Origin of the sequence: Bradyrhizobium sp. SPXBL-04, assembly GCF_051853035.1 — a bacterium.
GTDB classification, from domain to species: domain Bacteria; phylum Pseudomonadota; class Alphaproteobacteria; order Rhizobiales; family Xanthobacteraceae; genus Bradyrhizobium; species Bradyrhizobium zhanjiangense.
This window is the reverse complement of sequence record NZ_CP182472.1, coordinates 4594383-4606555: the sequence shown is the minus strand read 5'-3', so window position 1 is coordinate 4606555 and position 12173 is coordinate 4594383. Positions and strand designations below refer to the sequence as shown.

Sequence of the window (12173 nt, the reverse complement as noted above, 5' to 3'; positions counted from 1 at the left end):
CTTGAACCGCGCGCGCGGCTTTCTAGCAGCCCATGATCGAGAAAAATTACCAGCCCACCGATATCGAAACCCGCATGTCCGTGGTGTGGGAGGACAGCCTTGCCTTCAAGGCCGGCCGCCCCGACCGCCGCGACGCGGTGCCGTTCACCATCGTGATCCCGCCGCCGAACGTGACGGGCTCGCTGCACATGGGCCACGCCCTGAACAATACGCTTCAGGACATCCTGTGCCGTTTCGAGCGCATGCGCGGTCGCGACGTGCTGTGGCAGCCCGGCACCGACCACGCCGGCATCGCGACGCAGATGGTGGTCGAGCGCCAGCTGATGGAGCGCCAGCAGCCCAGCCGCCGCGAGATGGGCCGCGAGAAATTTCTGGAGCGGGTCTGGCAGTGGAAGGCCGAGAGCGGCGACACCATCATCAACCAGCTCAAGCGCCTCGGCGCCTCCTGCGACTGGTCGCGCGAGCGCTTCACCATGGACGAGGGCTTGTCGAAGGCCGTCGTCAAGGTGTTCGTCGAGTTGCACCGCGATGGGCTGATCTACAAGGACAAGCGGCTGGTGAACTGGGACACCAAGCTGCTGACCGCGATCTCCGATCTCGAAGTGCAGCAGGTCGAGGTCAAGGGCAGCCTCTGGTATCTGCGCTATCCGATCGAGGGCAAGACGTTCAGCCCCGAAGATCCCTCGAGCTTCATCGTCGTCGCCACCACGCGCCCCGAGACCATGCTCGGCGACACCGGCGTTGCCGTGCATCCCGATGACGAGCGTTATCAGAAGCTGATCGGCAAGAACGTCATCCTGCCGCTGGTCGGCCGCAAGATTGCGATTGTCGCCGACGAGTATTCCGACCCGGACAAGGGCTCGGGCGCGGTGAAGGTGACGCCGGCGCACGACTTCAACGATTTCGAGGTCGGCAATCGTCACGGCCTGCGCAGGATCAGCGTTCTCGACAGGGAAGGCTGCCTCGATCTGCTCGGCAACGAGGACTATCTGCGCGACCTGCCCGAAGGCGCCTCGCAGTTCGCCGAAGAGTTCAACAAGGTCGACCGCTTCGTCGCGCGCAAGCGCATCGTCGAGCGGCTTGAATCGTTCGGCTTCGTCGAGCGGATCGAGCCGCACACGCACATGGTCCCGCATGGCGATCGCTCGAACAGCGTGATCGAGCCGTATCTGACGGACCAGTGGTACGTCGACGCCAAGACGCTGGCCAAGCCGGCGATCGCGGCGGTGCGGTCGGGCGAAACCAATTTCGTGCCGAAAAACTGGGAAAAGACCTATTTCGACTGGATGGAGAACATCCAGCCCTGGTGCATCTCGCGTCAGCTCTGGTGGGGCCACCAGATCCCGGCTTGGTACGGTCCGGATGGCAAGGTGTTCGTCGCCGAGACCGAGGAGGAGGCGATCAGCCACGCGCTCGGCTACTACGTCGAGCAGGAGGTCATCACGGCCGAGCAGGGGCGCGAGATGGCGCTCGACCGCAACAAGCGCGAAGGCTTCATCACCCGCGACGAGGACGTGCTCGACACCTGGTTCTCCTCGGCGCTGTGGCCGTTCTCGACGCTCGGCTGGCCCGAAGATGCGCCGGAGGTGCAGCGCTACTATCCGACCAATGCGCTGGTGACCGGCTTCGACATCATCTTCTTCTGGGTCGCTCGCATGATGATGATGGGCCTGCACTTCATGAAGGAGGTGCCGTTCTCGACCATCTACATCCACGCCCTCGTCCGCGACGAGAAGGGCGCCAAGATGTCGAAGTCGAAGGGCAACGTCATCGATCCCCTGAATCTGATCGACGAATACGGTGCCGACGCGCTGCGCTTCACGCTGGCCGCGATGGCGGCGCAGGGGCGCGACATCAAGCTCGCCACCAGCCGCGTCGAGGGCTACCGCAATTTCGCGACAAAGCTCTGGAACGCTTGTCGCTTCGCCGAGATGAACCATTGCGCCGTGCCCGAAGGTTTCGAGCCGGCGAAGGCGAAGGAAACGCTGAACCGCTGGATCGCGCATGAGAGCGCGCACACCACGCGCGAGGTGACCGAGGCGATCGAAGCCTATCGCTTCAATGACGCTGCAGGCAGCATCTACCGCTTCGTCTGGAACGTCTATTGCGACTGGTACGTCGAGCTCGCAAAGCCCGTGCTGCTTGGTCCGGACAGTCCCGCCAAGGACGAGACCCGCGCCATGGTGGCCTGGGCGCGCGACGAGATCCTCAAGCTGCTGCACCCCTTCATGCCCTTCATCACCGAAGAGCTGTGGGAGGTGACGGCGAAGCGCGACGGCCTGCTCGCATTGGCGCCGTGGCCACTGAAGCCGGCGCAGCCGACGCCGGAGCAGCTCGCGATGCTTGCGGCGACGGCAGGGCCGACAGATCCGCTCGTCTCGCCGGCCTGGGTGCTGCCCATGTTCGACCATGCCGACTTCACCGATCCGGCGGCCGAGGCCGAGATCGGCTGGGTGATCGACCTCGTCACGCAAATCCGCTCGGTACGCGCCGAGATGAACATCCCGCCGGCAACGCTGACGGCGCTGGTGCTCGCCGGCGCCTCGGCCGAGACCAAGGAGCGCGCGCCGCGCTGGACTGATGTCATCAAGCGCATGGCGCGGCTGTCGGATATCTCCTTCGCCGATCGCGCGCCTGACGGTGCGGTTCAGCTGCTGGTGCGCGGCGAGGTGGCTGCGCTGCCGCTGAAGGGCGTGATCGACGTCGCCGCCGAGCGCACGCGCCTCGACAAGGAGATCGGCAAGGCCGACGCCGACATCAAGCGCGCCGAGTCCAAGCTGGCAAATGAGAAATTCGTTGCCAACGCGGCCGAGGAGGTCGTCGAGGAGGAGCGCGAAAAGCGCGAGGCGGCACTCGCGCGCAAGGCCAAGCTGCTCGAAGCACTGGAGCGGCTGAAGCAGGCATCGTAGCCCTATTTCGGAAACGGCTTGCTCAGAAACTTCGAGCCCTTGATGCCGTAGCGCCAGGGCAGCTCCACCGCCTTGGTGATACCGATCCGGATGCCGGCAGCGACCTCGACATCCTCCGTCCGCGCATGCAGTGCGATCGGTGGCCGGTCGAGGGGCACGGCGTTGTGCGCGATGGTGATGCCGAGCGCCTCGGTCAGTTTGCCCGGGCCCGAGCACAGCGCGTGCATGTCCTGAAGATGGCGGCGGCGTCGCATCGCAGCCAAGCCATGGGTCGGCTCCAGCGCGCGGATCAGCACGGCGCTGGCCGAGCCTTCCTCCTCGCAGACGAAGTTCACGCACCAGTGGATGCCGTAGGAACGGTAGACATAGGCATAGCCGGGCGGACCGAACATCACCTGGTTCCGCTGCGTCGGCCCGCGATAGGAATGCGCGGCCGGGTCGGTATGATGATAGGCCTCGACCTCGACGATGATTCCGCCGACGCCATCGACCAGCATGGTGGCACCGATCAGGTCCGGCGCGACCTCGTGGACGCTGCGGCCGAAAAAGGTCCGCTTCAGCGGCTTGCCAAGCCGCAATGGAGAGGCATTCGATCTTGGAGCCATTCGAGGTGAGAATCGCCTGAGAACAGAGCAGGATATTGCCCATATCTGCCATGTTCTCTGAAGCGGGGCGAGCCGGGTTGCGATGCTTGGCCAGACCGACTAGGTAGGACCAGAACAGACCGGACACCCCATGGTCGTTATTGTCGATACCATCTCGAACCCGCTGCGCCCGCGCCACCCCGAAAAGGTGAACCGGCCCGATTCCGCTTCGCCGCCGAAGCCGGACTGGATCCGCGTGCGCGCGCCCAATACCCGCGGCTATGCTGACACCCGCAACATCGTACGGGCCAACGGCCTGCACACGGTGTGCGAGGAGGCGGGCTGCCCAAATATCGGCGAGTGCTGGGACAAAAAGCACGCGACCTTCATGATCATGGGTGACACCTGCACCCGTGCCTGCGCCTTCTGCAACGTCAAGACCGGCCTGCCCAACGCGCTCGATGCGTCCGAGCCGCAGCACGTCGCGGAAGCAACCGCCAAGCTGGGGCTGGCACACGTCGTCATCACTTCGGTCGACCGCGATGACCTCGCCGACGGCGGCGCCGAGCATTTTGCCCAGACCATCCGTGCGATCCGGGCCGCGTGTCCTTCGACCACGATCGAGATCCTGACACCCGACTTCCTGCGCAAGGAGAGGGCACTCGAGGTCGTCGTCGCGGCGAAGCCGGACGTGTTCAACCACAATCTCGAGACCGTGCCCTCGCGCTATCTCACGGTGCGGCCGGGCGCGCGCTACTTCCACTCGATCCGGCTGCTGCAGCGGGTCAAGGAGCTCGATCCCGCCATCTTCACCAAGTCCGGCATCATGGTCGGCCTCGGCGAGGAGCGTCACGAGGTGCTGCAGGTGATGGACGATCTGCGCTCGGCGGACGTCGATTTCCTCACCGTCGGGCAATATCTCCAGCCGACCCGCAAGCACCACGCGGTGATGCGCTACGTGCCGCCGGACGAGTTCAGCTCTTACGAGAAGGTCGCCTACACCAAGGGGTTCCTGATGGTGTCAGCGAGCCCGCTCACCCGCTCGTCGCATCATGCCGGCGAGGATTTCGCGAGACTGAAGGCTGTGCGGGCAGCTCACGCCCGCTGACGTACCATGCATCGAGTTTCGAGCAAGCACCGTGTCAACCACAGCGCGTCCGAGATGTTTGATCTGGTCGCCGATGTCGAGCGCTACCCGGAATTCGTGCCGCTGTGCAGCGCGCTGAAGGTGCGTCAGCGCATGGCGAAGCCTGACGGCACCGAGGTGCTGGTCGCGGACATGACGGTGTCGTTCAAGCTGGTCAAGGAATCCTTCACCAGCCGGGTGACGCTCGACCGCGCCAATTTGAAGATTCTCGTCGAATATCTGCAAGGTCCCTTCAGCAATCTCGAAAACCGCTGGACATTCGAGCCCAAAGGCGAGCGCGTCTGCGACGTCGGGTTCTTCCTCGCCTACGAGTTCAAGAGCCGCATGCTGGCAATGCTGATGGGCTCGATGTTCGACGCTGCATTCGCGCGATTCTCCACTGCGTTCGAAAAGCGGGCCGACGCGATCTACGGCCGGCCGAAGCTGGCGTCGTCCTAGTCTTCCCGGCGGGCACCGCTCTCTCCGCCGTCATTGCGAGGAGCTCTTGCGACGAAGCAATCCAGAGTGTGTCCGCGGCGGCAGTCTGGATTGCTTCGCTGCGCTCGCAATGACGAGGCTTCAATCCACCGCCTTCACCACATCCGGCGGCTGCGAGGCGTAGACACGGTTTTGCCGTACGCTGGTCGCACCTGTCGTCTGCGCGAAGGCCTCGCTCACGGTCTCCCGCCCAACGATTGCCTCATCGCGCCGGTGCTGCCAGCGTCCACCACGGCTCATCCCACGTTTCGTGACGATCGCGATACGCCCCTCTGAACTGGGGATGAGGTGGCGCGACAATGCGACAAATCAGAAATTCTGTAAAGACGAATATTTTCACTTGTTACGATTGACCCGTCGGTTGTGTATTTTGCCCGACGGGCAACGCAACGGATTGTAGCCCGGATGGAGCGAAAGCGTAATCAGGGACCCCTGTGTCCGCAGAGCGAATCCCGGATTGCGCTGCGCTCCATCCGGGCTACACGACTACGGCACCCGTTCCCCCGACATCCGCCGGGATCATTTCGCGCCGTCGCGGGTTCTCAACGGATTGTCCGGGTTGGAGCCGCCATGACCATCAATGTTGACACGCTGAAAGCATCGCTCGTCCTGTATGGCTTGAACGCGATTTACGCGATGCTTCTGCTCGCGGTCGGCTGGTATCTGTCCGGCGCACTGCAGCGTTTCGTCACGCGCGTATTGAGCGTCACGCACCGCGTCGATCCGCTGGTGACCTTGTTCGTTGCCAGCGTAGCTCGCTATGCCGTGCTCGCGGTCGTCGGCATCGCAGTGCTTCAGCTCTTCGGCATCCAGACCGCGAGCCTCGTTGCCGTGCTGGGCGCGACTTCACTCGCCATCGGCCTTGCGCTTCAAGGCACGCTCTCCAATCTCGCCGCCGGCGTCATGCTGCTGCTGTTCCGTCCCTTCCATATCGGCGATGACGTCGAGGTCGCCGGCAAGGCGGGCAAGGTGAAGTCGTTGTCGCTGTTCATGACCGAGCTGGTCGCGCCCGACAACACGCAGATCCTCTTGCCGAACGGGCAGGTGTGGGGCGCGGCCATCATCAACCACAGCGCCTATCCCGGTACGGGCGAGATCAAGGTGGCGTTTCCGGTCAGGGCAGGGGCGGCCAATGCGTTGGCCGACCAGATCCTGAAGGAGCTGCGCGACGATCCCCGCATCGACGACAGGACCGCCCCCTCGGTCAATGTAACAAAGGTGATCGCTGCCGATCCCGCAGCGCCCGTCGTGGAATTGACGGTGAGCGCAAAGGTGAAGCCGTCAGATGCCGATGCCATCAAGCAGCGGGTGCTCGATCATGCGAGTGCGCTGCTGGCGGCGGCCTGAGAGCGCCTTTAGCCCCGCGGCGAGCGCGGCGGCCTGCGCTTCACCGCATGCCGGCGCGGCGAGCGGGTGACGCGGGGACGAAGGCGGCTTGCGGCTGCGGGGCGCGGCTTGGCCTGGGCTTGCGGGCCGCGGGCGAGGTCCATCAGCATGCGCAGTGCCTCGACCACGGAGCGGGCGCGCACGGCACTGCGGCCGATCGCGCCGAAGCGATGCTCGCGATGGATGATGCGGCCGTCGCGCGCCGCAGCGGCAAAGTGCACGAGGCCGACCGGCTTGCCGGGTGTGGCGCCGCCGGGGCCGGCAATGCCGGTGATGGCGACCGCGAGATCGACATCGGCGCGCTCGAGGGCGCCGATCGCCATCGCGGTTGCGGTCTCCTTGCTGACCGCGCCGAAATTGGTGAGCGTGCTCGCCTCGACCCCGAGCATCGCGCGCTTGGCGTCGTTGGAATAGGTGACGAAGCCGCGGTCGATGACGTCAGAGGAGCCGGGAATATCGGTCAGCGCGCCGGCAACGAGGCCGCCGGTGCAGGATTCGGCCGTCGCGATCGTCAGCTTGCGCATCCGGCACAGATCGAGCAGCGAGCGGGAGAGGGCGCGTGCGTCGCTGCCGCCCATGATCTTACACGCTCCAGGGAAGACGGATGGTGGCGCTCGCGGTGGCCGCGATGCCTTCCTCACGGCCGGTGAAGCCGAGCCGCTCGCTGGTGGTCGCCTTCACCGCGACGCGCGAAATGTCGACGCCGGAGATCTCGGCGATGCGGGCGCGCATGGTGTCGCGCAACGGGCCGATCTTCGGCCGCTCGCAGATCAGCGTCACTTCGAGATTGGCGACGCGGCCGCCGCGCGCCGTGACGCGCTCGATTGCGTATTTCAGGAACTGATCGGAGGAAGCACCCTTCCACTTCGCATCGCTCGGCGGGAAGTGCGAGCCGATGTCACCGTCGGCAAGCGCGCCGAGAATGGCGTCGACCAGCGCATGCAGGCCGACATCGCCGTCGGAATGGGCGAGGAAGCCTTTCGTATGGGGGACGCGCACGCCGCAGATCATGACGTGGTCGCCGTCGCCGAAGGCGTGCACGTCATAGCCCGTGCCGGTCCTGATGTCGCCGAGCTGGGCGGCCAGGCGTGCTTCCTCGCGCACGAAATCCTCGGGAGTGGTGAGCTTCATATTGGCAACATCGCCTTCAAAGGTTGCAACCGTCAATCCTGCCCATTCGGCAATGGCGGCATCGTCGGTGAAATCCGAGCGTCCGTCCTTCGCCGCGCGACGATGCGCCTCGAGGATGACGTCGAAACGAAAGGATTGCGGCGTCTGCGCGATTCGCAGACGCGCGCGGTCCGGCGTGTCCTCGATATGACCGCTCTCGCCGGTGAGCTTGATGGTGTCGGTGACGGGGACGACCGGGATCGCAGCGCCAGTGCGGCTCGCCGCCTCGATCGCACGGGAGATCACGCCTGCCGAGACGAAGGGGCGGGCGGCATCGTGGATCAGGACGATATCGGGCTTGTGCTTTGCGAGCGCTTCCAGACCTGCAAGGACCGAGGCTTGGCGGGTGGCGCCGCCATTGGCCGGCGGCTCGTGCTTGAGGCCGGCGACCGCCGCCGTGAACATCGCGCTGTCGTCGGGGTTCACCACCGGTTGCACCGCCGACACCTCGGGGTGACGGCTGAAGGCTTCCATGGCGCGATAGATCACGGGCACACCGCCGATCTCGCGATATTGCTTCGGCCCGCCGGCACCGGCGCGCAAGCCCCGACCGGCTGCGACGAGGACGACCGCAGTGCGTTGTGATTTCGCCATAGGACTCAAATACTCAGTTGGTGATGAAGAGTCGGGGAGTGGGGTGATTTGACGGCATGCCTCTAGCACGGCAGGCCCGCAAAAAAAGGGGGTTTCCCCGCTTTGTGGGAAACAGCATTTTGCTGCACTGCACTTGAAAGATCTGCAGAACTGTCTAAACTGTAGGCATGACGCTTGACTGCACAAGAATTGTGCGCAAGATAGATCATGGCAGGCGCGATGAGGCCCTGTCCAGTCAACGAGACCCCTGTGACCGGCCCGGCAGTATCCGGCTCTAAGCCGTTGAAAATAGGCGATATTGATGTCGCCACCCCGGTCTTCCTGGCGCCGATGTCGGGGGTGACTGACTCGCCCGTTCGGCGGCTGGCCGCCGAGCTGGGGGCAGGTCTCGTCGTGTCGGAAATGACCGCCAGCGATGAGCTCGCCAACGGCCACCGGATGTCGCGGTTGCGCTGCGAAGCTACGGGGATCGGTCCGCACGTGGTCCAGCTCGCCGGCTGCGAGGCGCATTGGATGGCCGAAGGGGCCCGGATCGCCGAAGCCGAAGGCGCCGACATCATCGACATCAACATGGGCTGCCCGGCCCGCCACGTCACCGGCGGCCAGTCTGGCTCGGCCCTGATGCGCGATCTCGACTACGCCGTCAGCCTGATCGATGCGACGATTGCGGCGGTGAAGGTGCCGGTGACACTGAAGATGCGGCTCGGCTGGGACGACCGCAGCCGCAACGCGCCGGAACTGGCGCGGCGCGCCGAAGCATCAGGCATCAATCTCGTCACCGTGCATGGCCGCACCCGCTGCCAGTTTTACAAGGGCGATGCCGATTGGGATGCGATCCGCGCCGTGCGCGAGGCCATCTCCATTCCGCTCGTCGTCAATGGCGACATCACCACTTATGACAAGGCGCTCGCGGCGCTCGACGCCTCCGGCGCCGACGCCGTGATGATCGGCCGTGGCGCGCAGGGCCAGCCTTGGCTGCCCGGCCAGATCGGCCGCCGCCTGAGGGGCGGGGCAGAGGAAGCAACGCCGGCGCTCGAGACGCAGCTGCATTATATCCGCACGCTCTATGAGGGCGTCTGCGCGCTGTACGGTCTGCGCATTGGCCTTCGGCACGCGCGCAAGCATCTCGGCTGGGCGCTCGATATCGCGGCAGATGCGAGCGGCGCTTCAGTCGAGAAGCTGAAGGGGTGGCGTCAGAAGATTCTGACCTCCGAGGATCCGCGCCTGGTCCACCGATCGCTGCAAGACGCCTTCGACGACTTCGCATGGAGCGCTGCTGCATGAACTCAGCCGCCGAACAGCGCCGGCCGTCCGACAGCGACGCGATCCTGGATGCGCTTCCCAATCCCGTGCTGATGATCGGACCGGACGGCAAGATCGTCGCCGCCAACATCGCAACCGAAGCCTTCTTCGAAATCTCGACGCAGTTCCTGAAGCGGCAGTCGCTGAAGGAACTGGTGCCGTTCGGCAGCCCCTTGCTGGCACTGATCGACCAGGTGCGCTCGTCGAACTCTCCGGTCAACGAATACAAGGTTGATCTCGGCACGCCGCGCATGGGCGGCGATCGCCAGGTCGATCTGCATGTCGCCCCGCTCACGGAGCGGCCTGGCCATATCGTGGTGATGCTCCAGGAGCGCACCATCGCCGACAAGATGGATCGTCAGCTCACCCATCGCAGCGCCGCGCGCTCGGTGATCGCGCTCGCCGCGATGCTGGCGCACGAGATCAAGAACCCGCTCTCCGGCATCCGCGGCGCGGCGCAGCTCCTGGAGCAGCAGGCTTCCTCCGAGGACCGCATGCTGACGCGCCTGATCTGCGACGAGGCCGACCGCATCGTGACGCTGGTGGACCGCATGGAGGTGTTCGGCGACGAGCGCCCCGTGGTGCGCGGCCCCGTCAACATCCACTCGGTGCTCGATCACGTGAAGCGGCTGGCGCAGTCCGGCTTTGCCCGCAACATCCGCTTCATCGAGGATTACGATCCCTCGCTGCCGCCGGTGCTGGCGAACCAGGACCAGCTCATCCAGGTGTTCCTCAATCTCGTGAAGAACGCCGCCGAAGCCCTGATCGACGTGCCCGACGCCGAGATCCAGCTCACCACCGCGTTCCGCCCCGGCGTGCGCCTGTCAGTCCCCGGTCAAAAATCCCGGGTATCCCTGCCGCTCGAATTCTGCGTGAGAGACAACGGACCAGGCGTGCCGGACGACCTTCTGCCCAACCTATTCGATCCCTTCGTGACCACCAAGCAGACCGGCTCGGGTCTGGGCCTCGCGCTGGTCGCAAAGATCGTCGGCGATCACGGGGGCATCATCGAATGCGAATCTCAGCCGCGCAAGACCACCTTCCGCGTGCTGATGCCGATGTATTCCACATCGGTGAAACATGCCGATCAAAGCAGTCGCGCCGACTTTGCCGGGAAGCCGTCGCCTGCATCACAGGGGGCAAAATGAGGATTAGCGATGCCCGCAGGTAGCATTCTCGTAGCTGATGACGACACCGCCATCCGCACCGTTCTCAATCAGGCACTTTCCCGGGCCGGCTATGAGGTCAGGCTGACAGGCAACGCCGCAACGCTGTGGCGTTGGGTCAGCCAGGGGGAGGGCGATCTCGTCATCACCGACGTGGTGATGCCCGACGAGAACGCTTTCGACCTGCTGCCGCGGATCAAGAAGATGCGGCCGAATCTGCCAGTCATCGTCATGAGCGCGCAGAACACGTTCATGACGGCGATCCGTGCCTCCGAGCGCGGCGCCTATGAATATCTGCCAAAGCCCTTCGACCTGAAGGAGCTGATCGCCATCGTCGGTCGCGCGCTCTCCGAGCCGAAGGAGCGGGTCTCGACGCCGGACGAGGACGCCGAGATGGAGGCGATCCCGCTGGTCGGCCGCTCGCCGGCGATGCAGGAGATCTACCGCGTGCTGGCGCGTCTGATGCAGACCGACCTCACCGTGATGATCACGGGCGAGTCCGGCACTGGCAAGGAGCTGGTGGCACGCGCGCTGCACGATTACGGCAAGCGCCGCAACGGGCCGTTCGTCGCGGTCAACATGGCAGCGATTCCACGGGACCTCATCGAATCCGAGCTGTTCGGCCATGAGCGCGGCGCCTTCACCGGTGCCAACACTCGCGCCTCCGGCCGGTTCGAGCAGGCCGAGGGCGGCACGCTGTTCCTCGACGAGATCGGCGACATGCCGATGGAGGCGCAGACCCGTCTCTTACGCGTGCTGCAGCAGGGCGAATACACCACCGTCGGCGGCCGCACCCCGATCAAGACCGACGTGCGCATCGTCGCGGCCTCCAACAAGGATCTGCGCGTCCTGATCCAGCAGGGCCTGTTCCGCGAAGACCTGTTCTTCCGCCTCAACGTCGTGCCGCTGCGGCTGCCGCCGCTGCGCGAGCGCATCGAGGACCTGCCGGATCTGGTGCGGCACTTCTTCACGCTGGCCGAGAAGGATGGCTTGCCGCCGAAGAAGCTCGACACACTGGCGCTGGAGCGGATGAAGCAGCACCGCTGGCCGGGCAACGTGCGCGAGCTCGAAAACCTCGCCCGGCGCCTCGCCGCGCTCTATCCGCAGGACGTGATCACGTCCTCGGTCATCGACGGCGAGCTCGCGCCGCCCTCGGTCAGCCCGGGCGCGGCGGTCCAGCAGGGCGTCGACAATCTCGGCGGCGCGGTGGAGGCCTATCTGTCCTCGCACTTCCAGGGCTTCCCGAACGGCATGCCGCCGCCGGGCCTCTATCACCGCATCCTCAAGGAGATCGAGGTGCCGCTGCTCACGGCTGCACTCGCCGCCACCCGCGGCAACCAGATCCGCGCCGCGGACCTGCTCGGCCTCAACCGCAACACGCTGCGCAAGAAGATCCGGGACCTGGATATCCAGGTGTATCGGAGCGGGGGCTAGGCTT

General features: G+C 65.2%; 11 protein-coding genes. 7 read left to right on the top strand and 4 right to left on the bottom strand.

Annotation, left to right across the window (positions count from 1 at the left end):
• Nucleotides 1–32 precede the first annotated feature (32 nt).
• Complete coding sequence (locus ACNJX8_RS21780; protein WP_439356709.1) at nucleotides 33–2909, top strand: valine--tRNA ligase; 2877 nt, start codon at nucleotides 33–35, stop codon at nucleotides 2907–2909.
• A gap of 2 nt (nucleotides 2910–2911) precedes the next feature.
• On the opposite strand, the gene ACNJX8_RS21775 is transcribed toward ACNJX8_RS21780, so the two are convergent.
• A complete protein-coding gene (locus tag ACNJX8_RS21775) occupies nucleotides 2912–3514 on the bottom strand; it encodes a DNA-3-methyladenine glycosylase (protein ID WP_439356708.1) in 603 nt (200 codons plus the stop codon).
• Between the two features lie 130 nt (nucleotides 3515–3644).
• Between ACNJX8_RS21775 and lipA the strand changes: the two genes are divergently transcribed.
• Nucleotides 3645–4601 carry a lipoyl synthase gene (gene lipA / locus ACNJX8_RS21770; RefSeq protein ID WP_439356707.1) on the top strand — a complete coding sequence of 319 codons (957 nt, stop codon included), beginning with the start codon at nucleotides 3645–3647 and terminating at the stop codon, nucleotides 4599–4601.
• A gap of 6 nt (nucleotides 4602–4607) precedes the next feature.
• Nucleotides 4608–5078, top strand: a complete 471-nt coding sequence (locus tag ACNJX8_RS21765) for a type II toxin-antitoxin system RatA family toxin (RefSeq protein ID WP_128944206.1) — start codon at nucleotides 4608–4610, stop codon at nucleotides 5076–5078.
• Nucleotides 5079–5198: 120 nt separating this feature from the next.
• On the opposite strand, the gene ACNJX8_RS21760 is transcribed toward ACNJX8_RS21765, so the two are convergent.
• Entirely contained in the window at nucleotides 5199–5357 is a 159-nt protein-coding gene (locus ACNJX8_RS21760; RefSeq protein WP_439356706.1) for a hypothetical protein, read from the bottom strand.
• A gap of 330 nt (nucleotides 5358–5687) precedes the next feature.
• Between ACNJX8_RS21760 and ACNJX8_RS21755 the strand changes: the two genes are divergently transcribed.
• Complete coding sequence (locus tag ACNJX8_RS21755) at nucleotides 5688–6464, top strand: mechanosensitive ion channel family protein (RefSeq protein ID WP_128941666.1); 777 nt, start codon at nucleotides 5688–5690, stop codon at nucleotides 6462–6464.
• 8 nt (nucleotides 6465–6472) lie between these two features.
• Here ACNJX8_RS21755 and ACNJX8_RS21750 read toward each other — a convergent pair whose 3' ends face one another.
• Both ACNJX8_RS21750 and ACNJX8_RS21745 read right to left on the bottom strand, forming a co-directional pair.
• The gene (locus tag ACNJX8_RS21750; protein WP_128933917.1) at nucleotides 6473–7081 is read right to left on the bottom strand and encodes a CinA family protein; all 609 of its coding nucleotides are present in this window, start codon (nucleotides 7079–7081) and stop codon (nucleotides 6473–6475) included.
• 4 nt (nucleotides 7082–7085) lie between these two features.
• On the bottom strand, nucleotides 7086–8267 hold the full coding sequence (locus ACNJX8_RS21745; RefSeq protein ID WP_249761445.1) for a bifunctional 2-C-methyl-D-erythritol 4-phosphate cytidylyltransferase/2-C-methyl-D-erythritol 2,4-cyclodiphosphate synthase: 1182 nt from the start codon (nucleotides 8265–8267) through the stop codon (nucleotides 7086–7088).
• Nucleotides 8268–8549: 282 nt separating this feature from the next.
• Here ACNJX8_RS21745 and dusB point away from each other — a divergent pair, with 282 nt between their 5' ends.
• The 3 genes from dusB to ntrC are packed head-to-tail and all read left to right on the top strand — an operon-like array spanning nucleotide 8550 to nucleotide 12169.
• Nucleotides 8550–9551, top strand: a complete 1002-nt coding sequence (gene dusB / locus ACNJX8_RS21740) for a tRNA dihydrouridine synthase DusB (protein ID WP_439361953.1) — start codon at nucleotides 8550–8552, stop codon at nucleotides 9549–9551.
• Nucleotides 9548–10717, top strand: coding sequence for a two-component system sensor histidine kinase NtrB (locus ACNJX8_RS21735; protein ID WP_128933915.1), 1170 nt, complete (start codon nucleotides 9548–9550; stop codon nucleotides 10715–10717). The genes dusB and ACNJX8_RS21735 overlap by 4 nt, the downstream gene beginning before the upstream one ends.
• 9 nt (nucleotides 10718–10726) lie before the next feature.
• Nucleotides 10727–12169 carry a nitrogen regulation protein NR(I) gene (gene ntrC, locus ACNJX8_RS21730; RefSeq protein WP_439356705.1) on the top strand — a complete coding sequence of 481 codons (1443 nt, stop codon included), beginning with the start codon at nucleotides 10727–10729 and terminating at the stop codon, nucleotides 12167–12169.
• Nucleotides 12170–12173 lie beyond the last annotated feature (4 nt).

What these genes read in the sequence shown, in the direction of transcription:
- ACNJX8_RS21780 (WP_439356709.1), top strand. Translation starts at nt 33, where the DNA reads ATGATCGAGAAAAATTACCAGCCCACCGATATCGAAACCCGCATGTCC.
- ACNJX8_RS21775 (WP_439356708.1), bottom strand. Translation starts at nt 3,514, where the DNA reads ATGGCTCCAAGATCGAATGCCTCTCCATTGCGGCTTGGCAAGCCGCTG.
- lipA (WP_439356707.1), top strand. Translation starts at nt 3,645, where the DNA reads ATGGTCGTTATTGTCGATACCATCTCGAACCCGCTGCGCCCGCGCCAC.
- ACNJX8_RS21765 (WP_128944206.1), top strand. Translation starts at nt 4,608, where the DNA reads ATGCATCGAGTTTCGAGCAAGCACCGTGTCAACCACAGCGCGTCCGAG.
- ACNJX8_RS21760 (WP_439356706.1), bottom strand. Translation starts at nt 5,357, where the DNA reads ATGAGCCGTGGTGGACGCTGGCAGCACCGGCGCGATGAGGCAATCGTT.
- ACNJX8_RS21755 (WP_128941666.1), top strand. Translation starts at nt 5,688, where the DNA reads ATGACCATCAATGTTGACACGCTGAAAGCATCGCTCGTCCTGTATGGC.
- ACNJX8_RS21750 (WP_128933917.1), bottom strand. Translation starts at nt 7,081, where the DNA reads ATGGGCGGCAGCGACGCACGCGCCCTCTCCCGCTCGCTGCTCGATCTG.
- ACNJX8_RS21745 (WP_249761445.1), bottom strand. Translation starts at nt 8,267, where the DNA reads ATGGCGAAATCACAACGCACTGCGGTCGTCCTCGTCGCAGCCGGTCGG.
- ACNJX8_RS21735 (WP_128933915.1), top strand. Translation starts at nt 9,548, where the DNA reads ATGAACTCAGCCGCCGAACAGCGCCGGCCGTCCGACAGCGACGCGATC.
- ntrC (WP_439356705.1), top strand. Translation starts at nt 10,727, where the DNA reads ATGCCCGCAGGTAGCATTCTCGTAGCTGATGACGACACCGCCATCCGC.